The 20,268-nt window shown below is 40.9% G+C and carries 19 protein-coding genes; all 19 read left to right on the top strand.

Going from position 1 to position 20,268, the window contains the following annotated elements; translation table 11 throughout:
* The first annotated feature begins 113 nt into the window (after nucleotides 1-113).
* On the top strand, nucleotides 114-836 hold the full coding sequence (locus tag BLS24_RS02270) for a PP2C family protein-serine/threonine phosphatase (RefSeq protein ID WP_091755771.1): 723 nt from the start codon (nucleotides 114-116) through the stop codon (nucleotides 834-836).
* Between the two features lie 2 nt (nucleotides 837-838).
* Nucleotides 839-1,795, top strand: a complete 957-nt coding sequence (locus tag BLS24_RS02265; protein WP_091755768.1) for a serine/threonine protein kinase — start codon at nucleotides 839-841, stop codon at nucleotides 1,793-1,795.
* The gene (locus tag BLS24_RS02260) at nucleotides 1,792-2,031 is read left to right on the top strand and encodes a hypothetical protein (protein WP_091755766.1); all 240 of its coding nucleotides are present in this window, start codon (nucleotides 1,792-1,794) and stop codon (nucleotides 2,029-2,031) included. Before BLS24_RS02265 ends, BLS24_RS02260 begins: the two co-directional genes overlap by 4 nt.
* 83 nt (nucleotides 2,032-2,114) lie before the next feature.
* Nucleotides 2,115-4,100, top strand: a complete 1,986-nt coding sequence (uvrB, locus tag BLS24_RS02255; RefSeq protein WP_091755764.1) for an excinuclease ABC subunit UvrB — start codon at nucleotides 2,115-2,117, stop codon at nucleotides 4,098-4,100.
* A gap of 45 nt (nucleotides 4,101-4,145) precedes the next feature.
* Nucleotides 4,146-7,022, top strand: a complete 2,877-nt coding sequence (gene uvrA / locus BLS24_RS02250) for an excinuclease ABC subunit UvrA (RefSeq protein ID WP_091755951.1) — start codon at nucleotides 4,146-4,148, stop codon at nucleotides 7,020-7,022.
* A gap of 164 nt (nucleotides 7,023-7,186) precedes the next feature.
* Entirely contained in the window at nucleotides 7,187-8,179 is a 993-nt protein-coding gene (locus tag BLS24_RS02245) for a rod shape-determining protein (RefSeq protein WP_091755762.1), read from the top strand.
* 63 nt (nucleotides 8,180-8,242) lie between these two features.
* Nucleotides 8,243-9,073, top strand: a complete 831-nt coding sequence (locus BLS24_RS02240) for a flagellar hook-basal body protein (protein WP_091755759.1) — start codon at nucleotides 8,243-8,245, stop codon at nucleotides 9,071-9,073.
* Between the two features lie 123 nt (nucleotides 9,074-9,196).
* Nucleotides 9,197-10,024: a flagellar hook-basal body protein gene (locus BLS24_RS02235; protein ID WP_091755757.1), complete on the top strand. Its 828-nt coding sequence runs from the start codon at nucleotides 9,197-9,199 to the stop codon at nucleotides 10,022-10,024.
* A 13-nt stretch (nucleotides 10,025-10,037) separates the two neighbouring features.
* Entirely contained in the window at nucleotides 10,038-10,430 is a 393-nt protein-coding gene (locus BLS24_RS02230) for a hypothetical protein (RefSeq protein ID WP_091755753.1), read from the top strand.
* A gap of 76 nt (nucleotides 10,431-10,506) precedes the next feature.
* The gene (gene recD2 / locus BLS24_RS02225) at nucleotides 10,507-12,756 is read left to right on the top strand and encodes an SF1B family DNA helicase RecD2 (RefSeq protein WP_091755751.1); all 2,250 of its coding nucleotides are present in this window, start codon (nucleotides 10,507-10,509) and stop codon (nucleotides 12,754-12,756) included.
* Nucleotides 12,746-13,462 (top strand): ComF family protein, encoded by a 717-nt coding sequence (locus BLS24_RS02220; RefSeq protein WP_091755750.1) that lies wholly within the window; start codon nucleotides 12,746-12,748, stop codon nucleotides 13,460-13,462. Before recD2 ends, BLS24_RS02220 begins: the two co-directional genes overlap by 11 nt.
* A 20-nt stretch (nucleotides 13,463-13,482) precedes the next feature.
* The gene (locus BLS24_RS02215) at nucleotides 13,483-13,890 is read left to right on the top strand and encodes a flagellar protein (protein WP_091755749.1); all 408 of its coding nucleotides are present in this window, start codon (nucleotides 13,483-13,485) and stop codon (nucleotides 13,888-13,890) included.
* 9 nt (nucleotides 13,891-13,899) lie between these two features.
* Complete coding sequence (locus BLS24_RS02210; RefSeq protein ID WP_091755748.1) at nucleotides 13,900-14,295, top strand: hypothetical protein; 396 nt, start codon at nucleotides 13,900-13,902, stop codon at nucleotides 14,293-14,295.
* Nucleotides 14,296-14,299: 4 nt separating this feature from the next.
* Complete coding sequence (locus tag BLS24_RS02205; protein ID WP_091755747.1) at nucleotides 14,300-15,241, top strand: hypothetical protein; 942 nt, start codon at nucleotides 14,300-14,302, stop codon at nucleotides 15,239-15,241.
* 16 nt (nucleotides 15,242-15,257) lie between these two features.
* The gene (cdaA, locus tag BLS24_RS02200; RefSeq protein WP_091755746.1) at nucleotides 15,258-16,124 is read left to right on the top strand and encodes a diadenylate cyclase CdaA; all 867 of its coding nucleotides are present in this window, start codon (nucleotides 15,258-15,260) and stop codon (nucleotides 16,122-16,124) included.
* Entirely contained in the window at nucleotides 16,121-17,398 is a 1,278-nt protein-coding gene (locus BLS24_RS02195) for a CdaR family protein (protein WP_091755745.1), read from the top strand. The genes cdaA and BLS24_RS02195 overlap by 4 nt, the downstream gene beginning before the upstream one ends.
* An 18-nt stretch (nucleotides 17,399-17,416) precedes the next feature.
* Nucleotides 17,417-18,766, top strand: a complete 1,350-nt coding sequence (gene glmM, locus BLS24_RS02190; protein WP_091755744.1) for a phosphoglucosamine mutase — start codon at nucleotides 17,417-17,419, stop codon at nucleotides 18,764-18,766.
* Between the two features lies 1 nt (nucleotide 18,767).
* Nucleotides 18,768-19,031 carry an HPr family phosphocarrier protein gene (locus tag BLS24_RS02185; protein WP_071177076.1) on the top strand — a complete coding sequence of 88 codons (264 nt, stop codon included), beginning with the start codon at nucleotides 18,768-18,770 and terminating at the stop codon, nucleotides 19,029-19,031.
* Nucleotides 19,032-19,087: 56 nt separating this feature from the next.
* Nucleotides 19,088-20,260 (top strand): DUF3048 domain-containing protein, encoded by a 1,173-nt coding sequence (locus BLS24_RS02180; protein ID WP_091755743.1) that lies wholly within the window; start codon nucleotides 19,088-19,090, stop codon nucleotides 20,258-20,260.
* Nucleotides 20,261-20,268 lie beyond the last annotated feature (8 nt).

The raw sequence follows: 20,268 nt of genomic DNA, 5'->3' as shown, positions 1-20,268 counted from the left end.
TAAAAAAATGTATTATTCAAAACTGTGCTAATTCTTAGCACAGTTTTTTCTTGCTCATTTCGAGCGAATTTTCCACTTTTGGAATTGTGTTAGTACGAAAGGATTTTATTGTTATGAAAGTAAAAGCGTGCATTAATACCGATGTAGGTAAAAAGCGAAAGGAGAACCAGGATTCGTCACTTATTAAGGTTGCCAATTCTGGAAAGCTTGGAAGGATCTCTTTTGTTGTAGTATGTGACGGAATGGGCGGACTCTCCAAAGGCGAAGTGGCAAGCTGCAAGGCGGTAAGGGCAATGGAGAGCTGGTTTCATGAAGAACTGGCGCTGATGCAAGATCTGTCTGATGACAAACTGCTGGATACTGTAGAAAGGTCATGGAGAAGGCTTGTTAGCAAGATAAATGGAGATATAAAAAGATATGGAAAGCACAGGGGGATTTCTCTTGGGACTACAATGGCAGCTTTATTGCAGGTTGGAAGAAAGTACATTTTGCTAAATGTTGGCGACTCAAGGATTTACCTGCTGTCACGAAGGGGGATAAAGCAGCTCACGCAGGATCAGAGCGTTGGAAATGTGCTCATCCAGTGTGTTGGCTCTTCTAAGGCTCCAGACCCAGAGATAATAAGGGGCGAATTTAGATCGGATTCTACTATTGTTGCCTGTTCCGATGGCTTTTGGAGAAAATTGGAAGATGAGGAGATATTTAGAGCCCTGTGCCCACAGATGTGTGTGACATCAGAGGATATGCTAGATCAGTGCAGATCTCTGTTTGATGTGGCGTGGGAAAGGGAAGAGAAAGATAATATTACTGCAGCCGCCCTTTGCATGGAGTTCTGACCATGAAGATAATAAAAGAACTAGGTAGAGGCGGAACCAGTAAGGTCTATCTTGCTTATGATCAGAAGCTGCAAAAGCATGTTACTCTTAAATTTGTAAAGGATGGCGTCCATGAAAGCGCTAGTGAGGTCTTTGCTTCAGAGATAGAGATACTTAAAAGGCTTGGTGGCAATGGAGGCCCAGAACTTTTAGGAGTTGAAAAAGAATACATCAAAATTTCTTATGTTTCAGGAGAAAATCTTCTCAGTATTCTCAAGAAAAAGGGTAAGTTAAAAGAAAAAGAGGCACTTAAATATACGGCGGATATAGCACAGATGCTAAGAATCCTCCATGAGCGAAAAGAACCTATAATCTACAGAGATCTAAAGCCTGCCAATATCATAATTGGAGATGATAGTAGGGCGAGGCTCATCGATTATGGGGCAGCCAGGATCTATAGAGAAGATGTTGAAGCTGACACTGTGAATCTAGGAACTGTGGGATATGCAGCACCAGAACAGTTTGGAAGTCTTGGGCAGAGTAGTCCGCAAACAGATATTTACTGCCTTGGAATGACTCTTTTGCAGATGGTATCTGGAACAAATCTAAAGAATAGTAGCAGATTAAATGAGATAAAGAAAAAAGGCATAAGAGGAGTAAGTCCTGAAACCCTTGATGTGGTCTACAGATGCATAAAGCCAAGCCGCATGGAACGTTACAAAAGCTGCAGGGAGATTGAAAAGGTAATAAAGAAAGTTCCGGGAAGAATTAGGCGAAGAAAACTCCTCAGATATATGAAGATAAGCGCTGTATCTGCGGTGGCCGCATTGGTGATCTCTTTTTCTGCATCTCATTACCATCAGGTAAAAGAATACGTTACTTGCGATGTGCAGCAAAGGATGCCCGCAGTAAAGATGAGACTTTTTTATGCGAAACAGAAAATTAACGAAGTCCTAGAGACAATGGAGGAGGAAAGATGATCATATTTGCATATACATTTGCTATCGTGTTTTTGGCAATAGTACTGATACTGGGAGTTGGGGGTCTTTTGGCTGATATTCCTATTGAAGATAACGAGGAGCTAGAGGGGGTGGCTACAGCCTCCATGTGCACAACGCAGCTTCTTGAAAAGAATGAATGCGTGGATGAGGATATGTTGGAGGACTTTGTGATAGAGCAAGACATGGTCTACACGTACGATTCAATAAACATCTAAATCAGAACAAGTGTTTGCGAAAGATATATTATTGTGTTATACTTCCACTAACATGTCGTAAAGATTTTTACGTGGAGATTGATATGGGAGATTTTAAGTTAGTTGCACCATACAAGCCTACTGGCGATCAGCCTCAGGCAATCAAAGCTTTGGTAGATGGGTTTAAGGCGGGTAATCAGTTTGAGACGCTCCTTGGAGTAACTGGTTCAGGCAAGACTTTTGCCATGGCCAATATTATTGCGGCCTTGAACAAGCCAACCCTTATCATTTCCCACAACAAGACTTTGGCAGGCCAGTTATACGGCGAGATGAAGGAGTTCTTTCCAGAAAACGCCGTTGAGTATTTTGTATCTTACTACGATTACTATCAGCCTGAAGCTTACGTCCCTCAGACTGATACATATATATCCAAGGACTCTTCAATAAATGATGAGATAGATAAACTAAGGCTCTCAGCCACTGCTTCTCTTGCAGAGAGGAATGATGTAATAGTAGTGGCCAGCGTCTCATGCATATATGGACTTGGTAGCCCTGATGAATTCAAGGGGATGTCAATTTCATTAAGACCTGGCATGAGCAAGGACCGAGATGAGACCATCAAGGAACTGGTAGCTATTCAGTACACCAGAAATGATCTTGATCTTGGCAGATGTAACTTTAGAGTAAGGGGAGATACGTTGGAGATTTTCCCTGCCAACGCGGATGATTATCTTATCCGAGTTGAGTTTTTTGGCGACGAGATAGACAGGATCACTGAGATAGAGCCAGTTACAGCCAAGGTCAGACATGAACTTTCTCACGTTATGATCTATCCTGCTTCTCACTACGTTGTTCCTCAGGAAAAGATAAATAAAGCCTGTGACAATATAGAAAAAGAGCTTGAAGAGCAGGTTAAGTTCTTTAAGGGAGAAGACAGACTGATAGAAGCTCAGAGAATCGCAGAGAGAACGAACTTTGATCTGGAGATGATGAGAGAAACGGGCTTTTGCTCAGGAATTGAGAACTATTCAAGGCACCTTAATTTCATGGCACCTGGTGAACCACCGCTTACACTATTAGACTTCTTTGACAGAGACTTTTTGATAATAGTGGATGAGTCACATATGACTATTCCTCAGATTGGTGCTATGTACCATGGTGACAGGAGTAGAAAGCTTACCCTTGTGGATTATGGATTTAGACTTCCGTCAGCTCTTGATAACAGACCGCTTAACTTTGAAGAATTTGAATCTCATATTGATCAGATGCTCTTTTGCTCAGCTACTCCAGGCAAGTATGAAGAGGAGCATGAGCTCTTAAGAGCTGAGCAGGTCATCAGACCAACAGGTCTTTTGGATCCTGAGATATCAGTAAGACCTGTAGAGGGGCAGATAGACGATCTTATCAGCGAGATCAGGACAGAGATCGACAAGAAAAACAAAGTGCTCGTCACTACTCTTACTAAGCGAATGGCTGAGGATTTGACGGAATATCTTGCTGAGTCAGGAATCAGAGTCAAGTACCTTCATTCTGATATAGATACCCTTGAGAGATCAGAGATCATCAGGGATATGAGACTTGATGTGTTTGATGTTCTGGTTGGTATCAACCTTTTGAGAGAAGGTCTTGATATTCCGGAGATATCACTTGTAGCTATTATCGATGCTGATAAGGAAGGCTTCCTTAGATCAGAGACTTCACTTATTCAGACTATAGGTCGTGCAGCTCGTAATGCAGAAGGTAGAGTTATCATGTATGCAGATAACATGACTGAGTCCATGCAGAAGGCTATTGATGAAACAGCCAGAAGACGAGCTATTCAGCAAAAGTACAATGAAGAGCATGGTATAACACCACAGACCATCAAGAAGGCAGTCAGAGATCTGATCGCTGTGACCAAGTCTGTAGCCAAGGAAGAGGCCAGATTTGAAAAGGATCCTGAGTCTATGGATAAGGATGAGCTTGAGAAACTTATTGCTCAGGTTCAGAAGAAGATGAAGAGAGCTGCAACTGATCTTGATTTCGAAACTGCAGCTATGCTCCGCGATGAACTTATCTCATTAAAAGAGGTTTTACTGAAACTGGAATAAAGCAGTTTCAGGTTTTTGGAGAATGATATGTCAGAAAATAATAGAATGACCAAAAAGAATACTACAACTAAGAGGATACTTTCTTCTGATATCCATGATTACATCAGAGTAAGGGGTGCCAGCGAGCACAACTTGAAGCATGTAAATGTGAAGATACCTAGAGAAACACTTACTGTGTTTACAGGTCTTTCAGGATCAGGAAAGTCATCACTTGCCTTTGATACCATCTTTGCTGAAGGACAGAGGAGATATATGGAGTCCCTTTCTTCATACGCCAGAATGTTCCTTGGCCAGATGGATAAGCCAAATGTTGAGAGGATAGAGGGACTTTCTCCTACTATCTCCATTGACCAGAAGTCTACCAACAAGAATCCTAGATCAACTGTTGGAACTGTGACAGAGATATATGATCATTTCAGACTTTTGTATGCAAGGATAGGTATTCCTCATTGTCCTAACTGCGGAAGAGAGATCAGACGCCAGACAGTAGATGAGATGTGTGATCAGATCATGGCGCTTGGAGATGGAACCAAGATTCAGATCCTTGCTCCTGTTGTAAGAGGCAAGAAGGGCGAACATGCCAAGACTCTTGATAGAGCCAAAAGAGCTGGTTATGTCCGCGCAAGGATTGACGGGAGCCAGTACGAGATCACAGAAGAAGAGATCAAGCTTGATAAGAATATCAAGCATAGCATTGAGATCATTGTAGATAGAATCGTAGTCAGAGATGACAACGAGAATCTTAGAAGCAGACTTACAGATTCAGTCGAGAGTGCTCTTCAGCTTGCTGATGGACTTTTGATCGTAGATGTAATTGATGGTAAGGAGCTTAGTTTTAGCCAGAACTTTGCATGTCCGGACTGCGGTATCAGTATTTCAGAGATCGAGCCTAGAAGCTTTTCTTTCAACAATCCATTTGGCGCCTGCCCTGATTGTGCTGGACTTGGTTATAAGATGGAATTTGATGCAGACCTTATGATCCCGGACAGGTCACTTTCACTTAACGAGGGTTGTATTCAGGTTATGGGATGGCAGTCATCAAGCAAAGAAGGAAGCTTTTCTAATGCGACCCTGAAGGCACTTGCCAAGGCATACAAATTTAGCATGGATACACCTTTCCAGGATCTTCCTGAGAAGGTTCAGAATATGCTCATTTATGGAGCAGATAAGACTGTTAATGTTCATTACAAGGGTAGCCGCGGAGAAGGTGATTATCCAGTTTTGTTTGATGGACTTATCAAAAATGTTGAGCAGCGTTACCGCGAAACCTTTTCAGAGACAGCCAAGGCTGAATACGAAGAGTACATGAGGATTACTCCTTGTCAGCTTTGTGGTGGTCAGAGACTTAAAAAAGAATCTCTTGCTGTTACTATCGATGACAAGAATATTTATGAGATCACATCTATGTCCATAGATGAACTTCAGAATTATCTTGACAACATGAAGCTTACAGAGCATCAGGAGATAGTTGGAGCGCAGGTTCTCAAAGAGATAAAGGCAAGGGTTGGTTTCCTTGTGGATGTTGGTCTTGACTACCTTTCTCTTTCAAGGGCAACAGGTACCTTGTCAGGCGGCGAGGCTCAGAGAATCCGTCTTGCTACTCAGATTGGTTCAGGACTATGCGGCGTTTGCTATATTCTGGATGAGCCAAGTATTGGACTTCATCAGAGGGACAATGACAAGCTTCTTAATACTCTCAAGAATCTAAGAGACCTTGGTAATACTCTTATTGTTGTTGAGCATGATGAAGATACAATGAGAGCTGCTGATTATATTGTGGATGTTGGACCGGGAGCTGGATCCAAGGGCGGCAAGATCGTAGCCTGCGGAACAGCAGAAGAACTCATGCAGGTCAAGGAGTCCATCACAGGCCAGTACCTTGCTGGTAAGCTCAAGATTGAAGTTCCAAAGGTTCGCAGAAAGCCTACAGGATGGCTCAAGGTAATTGGAGCAGCTGAAAATAACTTAAAGAATATTGATATAGATGTGCCTGTTGGTGTTCTTACCATAGTTACAGGTGTGTCAGGTTCAGGAAAGAGCTCTTTTGTCAATGAGATACTCTACAAGCATCTTGCAAGAGACCTCAACAGAGCTAGATGTATCCCTGGCAAGCACAAGGGAATAGAAGGCCTTGAACAGGTTGATAAAGTAATTGCCATTGATCAGTCACCTATAGGCAGAACACCTAGATCTAATCCAGCAACATACACTGGAGTATTTGATCTTATCAGAGATCTTTTTGCTGGAACACAAGATGCCAAGGCAAGAGGCTATGCTAAGGGCAGATTCTCATTCAATGTTAAAGGCGGACGATGCGAAGCCTGCGGAGGAGATGGAATCATCAAGATCGAGATGCACTTCCTTCCAGATGTATATGTTCCTTGTGAAGTCTGCGGAGGTAAGAGATACAATCACGAGACACTTGAAGTTAAGTACAAAGGAAAGAGCATTTATGATGTGCTTGATATGACTGTAGAAGAAGCACTTCCTTTCTTTGAGAATGTTAAGACTATCAAGAGAAAGATTCAGACTCTTTATGACGTTGGACTTGGATATGTTAAGCTTGGCCAACCAAGTACTGAACTTTCAGGTGGTGAAGCTCAGAGAATCAAGCTTGCAACAGAGCTTAGTAAGGTTGGAACAGGCAAGACCGTTTATATCCTTGATGAGCCTACAACGGGACTTCATTTTGCAGATGTTCAAAAGCTTGTTAAGATCATGCATGAGCTTGTTGAACAGGGCAACACTGTTGTAGTCATTGAACACAATCTTGACGTCATCAAAACTGGAGACTATATCATTGATATGGGACCTGAAGGAGGATCCAAAGGTGGAACGGTTGTAGTAGCCGGAACACCTGAGGAGGTTGCTAAGTGCAAGAAGTCCTATACAGGAGCTTATATCAAAAAGATGCTTAAATAATATAAAGAGGACTTGGGGGATATCCGATATATATAAAAGATGGATATCCCCTTTTCATTATTTTTGATTTGGTTTATAATGCTAGTGATATTATAAACAGTATTATCCGCATTTATGCGCTGAAATATTTGCTATTTTGTTGATTGAAAGGGGTTTTATACGTTATGCAGTACGCAGATATAGGAATTGATTTAGGTACAGCATCTGTACTTGTTTACATCAGAGGTAAGGGTGTTGTTTTAAAAGAGCCATCAGTAGTAGCTTATGATAGAGACACAGAAGAGATCAAGGCAATCGGTGAGGACGCACGTCTTATGCTTGGTCGTACACCAGGTAACATCGTTGCAGTCAGACCTCTTAGACAGGGTGTTATTTCAAACTACAAGATTACTGAGCAGATGATGAGATACTTCATCAAGAAGGCGATTGGTCGTAGAATTCACAGAAAGCCATTCATTGCAGTATGTGTTCCTAGTGGAGCAACAGAAGTTGAGAAGAAGGCTGTAGAAGATGCTACAAGACTTTGTGGCGCAAGAGATGTTAAGACTATCGAAGAGCCTATTGCTGCAGCTATCGGTGCTGGTATTGATATCACTAAGCCATGCGGCAATATGATCGTTGATATAGGTGGTGGTACATCAGATATCGCTGTTATTTCACTTGGTGGAACTGTTGTTAGTACATCAGTTAAAGTTGCCGGTGATGACTTTGACGAGGCAATTGTTCGTTACATGAGAAAGAAACACAATCTTCTCATCGGTGACAGAACAGCCGAGGATATCAAGATCAAGATTGGTTCAGCTTATCCAAGAACTGAGAATGATTATCTTGATGTACGTGGTAGAAACCTTGTAACAGGTCTTCCTAAGACAGTAAGAGTTTCTTCAGAAGAGACTGAGGAAGCTTTAAGAGAGCCAACATCTCAGATCATTGAAGCTATTCATAGCGTACTTGAGAATACTCCTCCAGAACTTGCAGCAGATATCGCTGACAGAGGAATTGTCCTTACAGGTGGTGGAGCACTTCTTCGTGGTTTAGAGGATCTTATCTATTCTAAGACTGGCATTAACACAATGACAGCTGAGGATCCTATGACAGCAGTTGCTATCGGAACTGGTCGCTATGTTGAGTTTATTGTAGGTTATCGTCAGGACTAATAATTTGTTGTGCGGTTCATGGACTGAACTGCAAATAAACCAGGATGGTATGAGGGATTTTGTATGGTAAAGGGTCTTTATACTGCTTACACAGGTATGATCAACGAGCAGCACAGAATGGATGTGCTCACCAACAATCTTGCCAATGCCAACACTAATGGATACAAAAAGGAAGGCGCAACATCACAGTCTTTCAGTGATCAGCTTGCGCTGAAAATAAAAGATTATACTGATGCCCCGTTCACTGCGCGTGGACTGGGCATTATTAATCCGGGTGTGAAGATTGGCGAAGGTTATGTAGATTGGTCTGAGGGACCAATGAAGGAAACTAATAATACTTTCGATATGGCTATTGGTGGCTATGGATTCTTTGGAATCGAGTACACTAACAAGGCTGTTAATATCGAGAGAGATGTAGCTAATCAGACAAATATCATGTATACCCGTGATGGTAATTTCACTTTGAATGCTGATGGAGTTTTGGTCACTCAGGATGGTGACTACGTTCTTTCTCAGGATGGTGGTCATATCGAGCTCGATCCACAGCTTTCAGTAGAGATCAACACACTTGGAGAAATCATCCAGGATGGTGAAGTGGTTGCCACAGTTGGTCGTTTTGATTTTGAAAAGACAACATATCCTGATGGCAGGATCACATATGATAATCTTGAGCATTATGGCGAGAATATGTATATTCCTATCGACGGAACCAATGCAGTAGAATCAACATCACCTCTTTATGCTGGATTCCTTGAGCAGTCCAACGTTTCCGTTGTCGATGAGATGGTCAATATGATCGCGGTTCAGAGAAATTACGATACCAACCAGCGAATGATCACAACAGTAGATTCATCTTTGGATATTGCAGTTAATCAGCTTGGTAGACTTTCATAATACTTTTTGCAAATAATATTAAGTAATGACGGAAATTTGCCGATAAATGGTAAGAGAGATACATTAGGTCACGGAGGACGGATGTATTCAAAGGTTATTTGATATTGAAATCGGAGGTGACTTATGGTAAGAAGTCTTTGGTCAGCAGCGACTGGTATGAATGCCCAGCAGACTAATGTAGATACTATTTCAAACAATCTTGCCAATGTTAACACTGTAGGATATAAGGCACAGGGCGCTCAGTTTAAATCTCTTCTTTATCAGGAGCTTCAGACTGTAACAACAACTGCTAATGGTACACCAAAACCAACCAATTCACAGGTGGGACTTGGTGTTAGAACTTCAACCATTAATCAGTTCTTTTCCCAGGGATCATTTCAGAATAGTGATAACCCAGCAGCACTTGCTATAAGTGGTGATGGTTTCTTTAGTTATATGGATGCTGATGGTGAGACACAGCTGTATACCAGAAATGGTAACTTTACATGGGCTCTTACAGAGACAGGTGGTACAACAGTTGAGCTTACAACAGCTGAAGGTAACCCGGTTCTTGATATCAATGGTAATGCTATCACTATTGATAACGCTATTGCCAGCAGAATCACAATTGGCGGTGATGGCAAGATCTATTATCCAAACGAAGAGGGTGTACCTGAACCAGTTAATGATCTCCAGATTGGTATCTGGCAGTTCAGAAATAGAGAAGGTCTTGAGAGAGTAGGTAGTGCTGCTTGGAAAGAGACAGCAGCAAGTGGTGAGCCTGTTCTTGAGGCAGAGGCAGACGATATCAAGGTGAGTGAGATCGTTCAGGGTTATCTCGAAGGCTCAAACGTAAACGTAGCAACAGAGATGGTTAATCTTATCGTTGCACAGCGTGCTTACGAAATGAATTCAACAGCAATTCAGACAACCGATGAGATGATGCAGACTGCTAATGGCCTTAAGAGATAAGTAAGGAGCTAATATGGCTGGATTAGATATTAAGGGGCTTAATGCTACCGCGGTAACTGAATATGCCATGCAGGAGAGCAAGAATGCAAGTACAGTTGCTCTTCAAAAGAAGCTTGAGAACACTTCTAAGACATCTACTGATGATGAACTTATGGAGGCTTGCAAAAGCTTTGAGGCTTATTTCTTGGAGCAGATGTTCAAAGAGATGCAGAAATCTGTAGATGCTCTTAAACCTGAAAAGGGTGATAATTCAACAAGCACTTTGGTTGATTTCTTCAAAGATCAGACACTTCAGGAAGTTTGTTCAACATCTGTTGATACTCAGAGTAATGGATTTGCGCAGATGCTCTATGAGAACTTGAAGCGCAACTACGACATTCCAGAAGGAAAGTTGGAAAATAAATAATTGATGAATAATATAGCGCGTAATTCTTAAGAAAACTTAAGGATTGCGCGCTTTTTGTTGTGGTATACTATTTGCTATGGAAAAAGAAGTTATTAAAGGATACATTGATCATTTTATATATAAAAATGCCGAGAATGGTTACGGAGTAGTGAGCCTCGTTGTGGACGGGGAGGAACTGGTCTGCACTGGTATATTTAAAGATGCAGATGTAGGAGATACTCTGGAGATCGAGGGCGATATTGTAAATCATCCAGTTTACGGCGAACAGCTCAAGGTGGCTAATTTCAAGATCATTATGCCAGATGATGCTGTATCTATGCAGAGATATCTTGGCTCAGGAGCTATCAAGGGTATCGGCGAGGCCCTGGCAGCAAGAATTGTCAAGAAGTTTGGCGCTGAAACCTTTAGAATCATAGAGGATGAACCAGAAAGACTTGCTGAGATCAAAGGAATCAGCGAGAAAAAGGCTATTGATATTGCTATGCAGATGGCTGAAAAGAGAGAAATGCGTGACGCTATGATGTTTCTCTCTCAGTATGGCATCAGCAATACTATGGCTGTTAAGATTTTTAATGCATATGGATCAAGGCTTTATGCCATCATTCAGGAGAATCCATACCAGCTTGCTGATGATATTTCTGGAATTGGATTTAGAACTGCAGACGAGATAGCTGGCAAGATAGGCATAAGAGTAGACTCGGAATACAGGATCAGAAGCGGGATATTGTTCACTCTTTTACAGGCTTCGCTTGATGGAAATACATATCTTCCTATTGATGAGCTTGTATCCAAGACAGTAGCTCTTTTGGAAACAGGACCGGAAGCAGTTATTGATTCGGAAAGCGTACGCACTCAGATAGCAAACCTTACAATGGACAAGAAATTAGTGGTCAAGAATGACACTAATATTTTTGCTGCCAGCTTTTACTATGAGGAGCAGGGCTGCGCAGTCATGCTCTCTGATCTGAACCTTGCCGAGAAGACAAGTCCTGCTGAGGAAAAGATGTATCTGGACAGGATACTTGAGATTGAAAATAAAAAAGGCATTGAGCTAGATGACCTTCAGAGGGATGCAGTTTTAAAGAGTATCTCTAATGGAGTTGTGATCATAACTGGTGGACCTGGTACAGGTAAGACTACCACCATCAATACTATTATTGAATATTATGCAAGTCAGGGCATGGATATCATGCTGGCGGCACCTACCGGACGAGCTGCTAAGCGTATGACTGAAGCAACTGGCTATGAGGCTAGGACTATACATAGACTTCTTGAAGTTTCGGGTCAGATGGATGATGAAAAAGGCTCTGGTGTTCATTTTGAGAGAAATAGAGATAATCCATTAGAGGCTGATGCAATCATTATTGATGAAATGTCTATGGTTGATACACACCTCTTTTATGCGCTGTTAAAAGCTCTGGTGCCTGGAGTGCACCTGATATTGGTTGGTGATAGCTCTCAGCTTCCAAGCGTTGGTGCGGGACAGGTCTTAAGTGACCTCATTTCTAGCCAGAAATTCCCCACTATATATCTGAAAAAGATATTTAGACAGGCAGAAGAGAGCGATATAGTCATGAATGCTCATAGGATTCACAATGGTGAGAAGCCAGTTCTTGACAATAAGAGTAAGGATTTCTTTTTTCTTGAAAGAAGTGACAGCAACGTAATATACAAGCATATGGTACAGCTCATAAGGGATAAGCTTCCTGGGTATGTCGATGCTGGGCCTTATGATATTCAGGTGCTGACACCCATGAAAAAAGGACCACTTGGAGCGCAGCAATTAAATCTCGTCCTTCAGGAGTACCTGAATCCACCAGATCCTTCCAAAAAAGAGCACGCCTATGGCGATATGACACTTCGTGAAGGCGATAAGGTCATGCAGATCAGGAATAATTATCAGGCTGAATGGGAAGTTGTAGGCAAATACAATGTTCCTATAGATTCAGGCATGGGAATCTTTAACGGAGATATGGGAATAGTAAAAGAGATCAATGAATATTCCCAGGATCTTGTGGTGGAATTTGATGAACATAGGAGAGTCAGATATCCGTTTTCTGAGCTTGACGAGCTTGAACTGTCATATGCTATTACTATCCATAAGTCACAGGGAAGTGAGTATCCAGCAGTTATATTGCCGATCCTTGGAGGCCCAAGGATGCTTCTTAACAGGAACCTTCTCTATACGGCTGTTACAAGGGCTAAGAGTACGGTCTGTATCCTTGGTAGCAGTCAGACTTTGATGACGATGGTTGACAATGAGGAGCAGCTCAAGAGATATACTGGCCTTTCAGATAGGATAAAAGAAGTTTTTGATGCAATTTGAATTTATTGATAAAGCTCTGAGTTTTTTGTATCCAAGACATTGTCCTATATGTGATGAACTGGTGAAAAGTGGTGAACTCATACATTCAGAATGCCAGAAAAAGATAAGGCTTATATCTGGTTCAAAATGTATGAAATGCGGCAAGCAGCTTGGAACACAAGATGACAGTGAGTACTGTGGTGATTGCGTACGTGTGAAGCATAGATTTGAAAGAAACTTTGGCGTGTTTCAGTATAGGAGCATATCCGGATCCATATATAAGTTTAAATATATGGGTAGACAGGAATATGCAGATTACTATGCTCATGTGACAGCTCAAAGACTGTCAAAACAGATCAAAAAGCTTGGCATTGAAGCAATAATCCCTGTTCCGATGTATGACAAGAAGAAAAAGCAGAGAGGTTATAATCAGGCAGAAGTATACGCCAAAAAGCTCGCAAGGGAACTAAGAATTGAATATAGGGATGACATCATAGTCAGGGCCAGACCGACGTTGCCCATGAAGAAACTGGACGCCAGAGGCAGGCGCAATAATTTGAAAAAGGCTTTTAATATAGTGCGAAATGATGTAAAATTTAACTGTATACTTATTATTGATGACATCTATACAACAGGAAGTACCATTGATGAGATCGCCCATGAGTTTCAGATGGCGGGAGTTGAGAATGTGTATTCTCTGACACTTGCTATCGGGCAAACTACTTAACATAAATGGAGGTCAGAATTATGAACATTCGTAATTGTGCTAGGTGCGGAAAGATGTTTAATTACATTGGTGGCCAGATGATCTGTGAACCATGTAAAAAGGCTCTGGAAGAAGATTTCCAAAATGTAAAGAAGTACATTGAGGAAAATCCACGTGCTGATATTAAGCAGATTGCCGAAGATAATGGGGTTACAACAAAGCAGATCCAGCAGTGGATCCGTGAAGAGAGACTTATGTTCTCAGAGGGATCTCCAATCGCACTGCAGTGTGAGAAGTGTGGAGAGCCAATTTTGACAGGAAGATTTTGTGCTAAATGTAAAGGTAATATGGCAAATAATTTAACTAACACATTTGCTAAGCCTCAGCCTGCTGTACAGCAGCCTGTAAAGAAAGAGACTAAGGCAGGTATGCGCTTCCTGGATACTTAAGGAGCAAAAATGTTAAATGAAGAAAAAGTCATTTTGATGACCAAAATGACTGCGTTTATGGATCGTGAAGGCAAAAAGAACGGAACTATCAATTCCTACTTTAGAAGTGATTATATTGGCTTTAATATTATTAAGTCAGTGATCAGTGCCACAATAGTTTTTGCAATTATTGTTGGAACATATGTACTTTATGATTTTGAAAATGTAATATCCACTCTTTATAATACTGATAATTTACTGACAATTGGCAGGAGGTATCTTATTTATTACCTCCTGCTTGTTGGCGTGTATTCTCTTGCATCATATATCATCTATTCCTATCGTTATTCCAAGATGCGCAAGAATATGAAAGAGTATTATGGAAATCTGAAAAAACTAGCAAGAATGTACGAAAAGGAACAATGATATCATGACGTCACTTTTAGAATTAAAGCAATACATCAAAAAATTTTATATCAAAAACGAAACTTATATTACTTATATCTGGAAGTTCTTACTTGCACTTGTATCTATCTTAATGATCAATGGTAAGCTTGGTTATATGAATTCTCTCAATAACTTTGCTATTGTTATGATGGCTGCGCTTCTTTGTGCTATCCTTCCAGCAAACTTTATCGTGTTTATTGCAGCTGTGTTTATTCTTGGACATTTGTATGCGTTGGCACCAGAATGTGCAATGATCGCAGCGATCATCTTTGTGCTGATGTTTTTACTATACTTTAGGTTCTCACCTAAGGATACACTTGCTGTTCTACTTACTCCAATCTTTTATTTCCTTCATATCCCATTTGTTATGCCACTTGCTATGGGACTTCTTGGAACACCAGCATCTGCAGTATCAGTTGCATTTGGAGTAGTTATTTCATTTGTGATCTCATACTTTTCATCTAATGCAGCAACCTTTGGTAGCGATGGGGTAGTAGAGGCTGCTAATGAATTCCATTCTATCCTATCAGGACTTATTGGTAATAAGACTATGATCGTAATGATCGTAGCTTTTGCAATAACAGTAGTTATTGTATATATGATCCGCAGATCTTCAGCAGATAATTCATGGAAGATTGCAATTGCATGTGGAGCAATCTCTCTTATCATTTGTATTCTCATTGGAAGTCTTGTATGCGATGCAGATATTTCAATTATTGGAGTGATATTTGGAACTATCTTCTCAGCTCTTTTGATGCTGGTTGTAGAGTTCTTCTCCTTCAGCCTTGATTACAGCAGAACAGAGAAAGTACAGTTTGAGGATGACGAGTACTACTATTATGTTAAGGCTGTACCTAAGGTTACAGTTTCAACTCCAGAGAGAAAAGTAAAAAAGATAAATCGTGCTAGAGAACAGCACAGATAAGATATAAAGGGACACTATGAAGCAGATAGATTTTCTTTTTGATTTTAATAGAACTAGTCTGCACATGCCGACTATAAGATTTTCAGATATACTAGAAGTCTTTATTATCGCATTTCTGGTATATCATATTTTAGTGTGGGCAAAAAATACAAGATTATGGTCTTTGTTAAAGGGCGTAATCGTCATAGTTGTCTTTATCCTGATAGCTGCCCTCTTTAATATGTCTACTATCCTATGGATTGTCGAGAGAGTATTTAGTATAGCTATCATAGCCATGGTTGTAATCCTGCAGCCAGAACTTAGAAAAGCGCTTGAAGAGCTTGGCCGAAAGAATTTCTTTTCCAATGTGCTATCTTTGGGAGACCCCAAGACAGAAGGCCGCTTTTCAGACAGAACTTTAAATGAGATAGTAAGAGCATGCGTTGAAATGGGTAAGGTTAGAACTGGTGCCCTTATTGTTATTGAGCAAAATCACCCTCTTGCTGAGTACGAGAGAACAGGAATTGATGTAGATGGTATTGTTACAAGCCAGCTACTTATCAATATTTTTGAACACAATACACCACTTCATGATGGTGCGGTCATCATCAGAGGCGATAGAGTGACAGCAGCAACATGTTATCTTCCTTTATCAGATAATATGGGAATTGGTAAGGAACTTGGAACCAGACATAGAGCGGGTATCGGTGTTTCAGAGGCTACTGATTCACTTACTATCATTGTTTCAGAAGAGACAGGAAAGATAAGTATTGCCTACGAAGGCGAACTTGAAAGAGCAGTAGATAGCGACAGGCTGAGAGAACGTTTGAGAATCTTCCAGGACAAGCATACAGAAGAGACTCCGATTAAACATCTTGCCAGAAAGGCTAAGGTGAGAAAATGAAGAAGATTACAGCCAATTGGGGACTCAAACTTGCTTCTCTTATTTTTGCAATCATAATATGGTTTCTTGTTACTAATATCAATGATCCGGTTATTTCAGTAAGATATACGAACGTTCCTGTAACACTCAAGAATACAAATCTGATCACTGATCAGGGTCAGGTGTACACAATACTTGATGGTAGCGATACTATCAGTTCGGTTACAATTTACGCGCCTAGATCTATAATTGATTCACTTAGCCAGAACAATGTGGTTGCTACAGCGGATGTTCAGGATTTATCTAGTCTTAATACTGTAACTATCAACGTTACGACCAATAAATACAGCGACAAGATCCAAAAGATCGTCACTAGTACGGATGTTGTTAAGCTCAGTGTGGAACGCAAGGCCTCCAAGACGTTGGCTCTTACAGCGACTACTTCCGGAACATTGTCTGATGGTTATATCATCGGAGATGTTACAACAGAGCAGAATATGATCAGGATAAACGGACCTGAGTCAGTTATCCAGAATATTCAGTCTGCAGAAGTTGATGTGGATGTAACAGGCTTTACTTCAAATATTGGAACTGATGCAGATATCATTTTGTATGATGCAGATGGTGATCCTGTGGACAGTTCTCAGGTATCAATGAATATCAAGTCAGTTCGCGTGAATGTTACTATCTATGGAACCAAGTATGTTCCTCTCAATTATGTAGTAACTGGCGAACCTGCAAATGGTTATATACTTACAGGTAAGATAGATAGCAATCCTTCTGAGATTCTGATTGCAGGAAGGAGCAGCGTTATCTCTTCTGTAAATGAGATCACTATCAAGGATGATGGACTTAATGTCACAGGTCTTTCTAAGAACCTCAACTATACTGTTGATGTTAGCAAGTACCTGCCATCTGGCGTTACATTTGGTGATCCGGACTATCATGGAACAGCAGCTGTTGTTGTTCATATTGGCAGTGTATCTGAAGAAACTTATGATGTAAGCACCAAGAATGTGACTATTTCAGGCACTGTTGATGGATTTGATATAAATATTGACGATAGCGAATATGATACTGTATCCTTAACTCTTCAGGGACTAAAAACAGAACTTGATGTAATTTCTGCTGGCAGTCTTGAAGGTACAGTAGATATTGATGAAATACTAGAAAGTAATGGCTTAACAGAATTGACTGAAGGTACATATACAGCACAGGTAGAATGGAATCTGCCTGAGGGAGTCAAGGAGAAAGCTCCTGTAAGTGTATATGTCAAAGTTGAAAAGAATAATTAAGATTAAGAGGTTATTGTAATGGGAAGATTATTTGGTACTGACGGCGTTAGAGGTGTAGCTAATGATGAGCTTACACCATTACTTGCAATGCAGCTTGGACAGGCTGGAGCTTATGTTTTATCAAAAGAGGTAAACCACAAGCCAACTATCATGGTTGGATGCGATACAAGACTTTCAGGCGACATGCTGGCAAGTGCACTTATGGCTGGTGCATGTTCTGTAGGAGCAGACGTAGTTAATGTTGGAGTTATCCCAACTCCTGGTGTAGCATATCTTACTCAGAAGTACAGAGTAGATGCTGGTGTAGTTATTTCTGCTTCACACAATCCAATGGAATTTAATGGTATCAAGTTCTTTGATGGAAATGGATACAAGCTTCCAGATGCTCTTGAAGATGAGATCGAAGCTCTTATCAAGAACAACATGGATGGAGTTAAGATGCCAACAGGAGCAGGTGTTGGTAAGATCAAAAACAGAACAGATGCTAGAGAAGAGTACATTAACCACAATCTTAATGCAGTAGATATAAACCTTAAAGGTATGAAAGTTGTTATGGACTGTGCAGAGGGTGCTTCATATTATACTTCTGTAGAGGCTATCAGACAGCTTGGTGCTGAGGTTATAGTAATACACAATAATCCGGATGGAACTAACATCAACGCTGGTTGCGGTTCAACTCATATGGAAGAGCTTATGGGAAGAGTTGTAACAGAGAAGGCAAATGTTGGACTTGCCTTTGACGGTGATGCAGATAGATTCCTTGCTGTAGATGAAAATGGTAAGATGGTCGATGGTGACGAGATCATGGCTATTATTGGTAAGTATATGAAGGACAATGGAAAGCTTGCCAAGAATACAATCGTTGCTACAGTTATGAGTAATCTTGGATTCTTCAAGATGGCTGAAAGAGAAGGAATTCAGGTAGACAAGACTAAGGTTGGTGACAGATATGTTCTTGAACATATGAAGGAGATTGGAGCTAATCTTGGCGGTGAGCAGTCTGGACACATCATTTTCCTTGATGACAATACAACAGGAGATGGATTGTTATCAGCTCTTCACCTGCTTGAAGTAATGGTCAAGACTGGTAAGCCATTATCAGAACTTGCAAAGGTTATGGAGGTTATGCCTCAGGCTCTTGTAAATGCTCATGTACCAACTCACAAGAAGGATGCTTATATGGACTATCCTGAAATCGCAGGAGCAATTGCAGATCTTGAGAAGCAGTTCGCTGGTGATGGAAGAGTCCTTATCAGACCTTCAGGAACAGAGCCATTAGTAAGAGTTATGATCGAGGGGAAGGATCAGAGCAAGATTGAAGAAGAAGCCAAGAAGCTTGCTAAGCTGATCGAGGAGGTTATGCTTTAATATGATAAGTCAGAAGGTGGTTATCAGTAATCCCACTGGACTTCATCTTCGTCCGGCGGGTAACTTGTGTAAAGTTGCAATGAATTATAAATCCCACATAACATTTAGTTATGGTGATAATACAGCCAATGCCAAAAGTGTACTCAGCGTTCTGGGGGCATGTATCAAATGTGGCGATGAGCTTACACTAAAGTGCGATGGACCTGATGAAGAAGAGGCTATGGATGCTCTTGTACAGGCTATTGAAACGGGGCTTGGCGAATAAAAGCAGATTGTGATAAACTATCACTTGCGTAAAAAATTAGAGAGGAACTTTCGGTAATGAAAAAGGTTAAAGCAATTTTAGCTGTAGGCTTAGCTGCAGCTATGATATTTGGTTGCGGTTCTTCAAACGATGAATCTGTAACAGGACTTAGTGTTGAGAAACTTGAAAACGTAGAACAGACTCCAGTAGTTGCTGCTTCAGAAGAATCTTCAGAGGTAGTTGATGAAGATACACCTCCTGCAGAAGGAATGGTTAGAAGCTACTTCACTAATGAGTGGGTTGATGAAGAGGTAAACAAGAACAGACCTTTAGCTGTTATGTATCCTATAAATAAAGAGGCTCAGCCACAGTACGGACTTAGTAACGTTGCTGTATTTTATGAGATCATGGAAGAAGGAAGCATGAGCCGCCAGATGGGTATTCTTGAGGATTGGCAGAATCTTAGCCAGATCGGAAATATCCGTAGTATCAGAGATTACTTCGTATACGCGGCACTTGAGTATGATCCAGTTATCGTACACTACGGCGGACCAGAACTCTATGTTAAGACAATACTTACACGTAAGGATGTTGATAACTTAAATGGTGTTGGCGGTGTAATGGGTTCAGATTATGGCGCATTCTTCAGAATTCCTGAGGGAAGTACTTCTGAGCACACAGCCTTCACAGATGGCGCACATGTTTCTTCTGCTATCGACAAGGCTGGTTTTTCACTTGAACACAGAGATGAGTTTGAAGGCGAGTCACACTTCACATTTACAGGCTATTCAAACCCTAACACATTATCAGATTATTCAGATGCTGTAGATGCTACAGAAATCAACATGGCAGGATGCTTCCCTGTAACAAAGTCAGCACTTAAATACGATCCAGAAAAAGAAGTATATCTTAAAACCCTTTATGGTGCAGAGCAGAAAGATGCACTTACTGGAGAACAGCTTGCATTCTCAAATGTGATCATCCAGAGGACTTATCATGAGGTTCGTGATGATAACGGCTATCTTGCTTATCAGATGCATGATACAACACGTGATGGATATTACATTACTAAGGGCAAGATGATCCACATCAAATGGGAAAAGACAGATGACTACGGTCCTACTACTTACTACGATGACAACGGCAATGAGATCGTGCTCAATACTGGTAAGACAATGATCTTTGTAATTCAGGAAAAGGGCGGTTCATTCTCAAAGTTTGAAGTAAATGGTGTCACCTACGCAGATTGATATTTCTA

The sequence above is a fragment of the Butyrivibrio sp. INlla18 genome, assembly GCF_900103635.1.
Taxonomy (GTDB): Bacteria; Bacillota; Clostridia; order Lachnospirales; family Lachnospiraceae; genus Butyrivibrio.
The sequence above is the reverse complement of the archived record's forward strand: the minus strand, read 5'-3'. Positions and strand labels throughout refer to the sequence as shown.

What these genes read in the sequence shown, in the direction of transcription:
- BLS24_RS02245 (WP_091755762.1), top strand. Translation starts at nt 7,187, where the DNA reads ATGCAGTACGCAGATATAGGAATTGATTTAGGTACAGCATCTGTACTT.
- BLS24_RS02185 (WP_071177076.1), top strand. Translation starts at nt 18,768, where the DNA reads ATGATAAGTCAGAAGGTGGTTATCAGTAATCCCACTGGACTTCATCTT.
- BLS24_RS02270 (WP_091755771.1), top strand. Translation starts at nt 114, where the DNA reads ATGAAAGTAAAAGCGTGCATTAATACCGATGTAGGTAAAAAGCGAAAG.
- cdaA (WP_091755746.1), top strand. Translation starts at nt 15,258, where the DNA reads ATGAAGCAGATAGATTTTCTTTTTGATTTTAATAGAACTAGTCTGCAC.
- glmM (WP_091755744.1), top strand. Translation starts at nt 17,417, where the DNA reads ATGGGAAGATTATTTGGTACTGACGGCGTTAGAGGTGTAGCTAATGAT.
- BLS24_RS02240 (WP_091755759.1), top strand. Translation starts at nt 8,243, where the DNA reads ATGGTAAAGGGTCTTTATACTGCTTACACAGGTATGATCAACGAGCAG.
- uvrA (WP_091755951.1), top strand. Translation starts at nt 4,146, where the DNA reads ATGACCAAAAAGAATACTACAACTAAGAGGATACTTTCTTCTGATATC.
- BLS24_RS02205 (WP_091755747.1), top strand. Translation starts at nt 14,300, where the DNA reads ATGACGTCACTTTTAGAATTAAAGCAATACATCAAAAAATTTTATATC.
- BLS24_RS02260 (WP_091755766.1), top strand. Translation starts at nt 1,792, where the DNA reads ATGATCATATTTGCATATACATTTGCTATCGTGTTTTTGGCAATAGTA.
- recD2 (WP_091755751.1), top strand. Translation starts at nt 10,507, where the DNA reads ATGGAAAAAGAAGTTATTAAAGGATACATTGATCATTTTATATATAAA.
- BLS24_RS02220 (WP_091755750.1), top strand. Translation starts at nt 12,746, where the DNA reads ATGCAATTTGAATTTATTGATAAAGCTCTGAGTTTTTTGTATCCAAGA.
- uvrB (WP_091755764.1), top strand. Translation starts at nt 2,115, where the DNA reads ATGGGAGATTTTAAGTTAGTTGCACCATACAAGCCTACTGGCGATCAG.
- BLS24_RS02210 (WP_091755748.1), top strand. Translation starts at nt 13,900, where the DNA reads ATGTTAAATGAAGAAAAAGTCATTTTGATGACCAAAATGACTGCGTTT.
- BLS24_RS02215 (WP_091755749.1), top strand. Translation starts at nt 13,483, where the DNA reads ATGAACATTCGTAATTGTGCTAGGTGCGGAAAGATGTTTAATTACATT.
- BLS24_RS02230 (WP_091755753.1), top strand. Translation starts at nt 10,038, where the DNA reads ATGGCTGGATTAGATATTAAGGGGCTTAATGCTACCGCGGTAACTGAA.
- BLS24_RS02235 (WP_091755757.1), top strand. Translation starts at nt 9,197, where the DNA reads ATGGTAAGAAGTCTTTGGTCAGCAGCGACTGGTATGAATGCCCAGCAG.
- BLS24_RS02195 (WP_091755745.1), top strand. Translation starts at nt 16,121, where the DNA reads ATGAAGAAGATTACAGCCAATTGGGGACTCAAACTTGCTTCTCTTATT.
- BLS24_RS02265 (WP_091755768.1), top strand. Translation starts at nt 839, where the DNA reads ATGAAGATAATAAAAGAACTAGGTAGAGGCGGAACCAGTAAGGTCTAT.
- BLS24_RS02180 (WP_091755743.1), top strand. Translation starts at nt 19,088, where the DNA reads ATGAAAAAGGTTAAAGCAATTTTAGCTGTAGGCTTAGCTGCAGCTATG.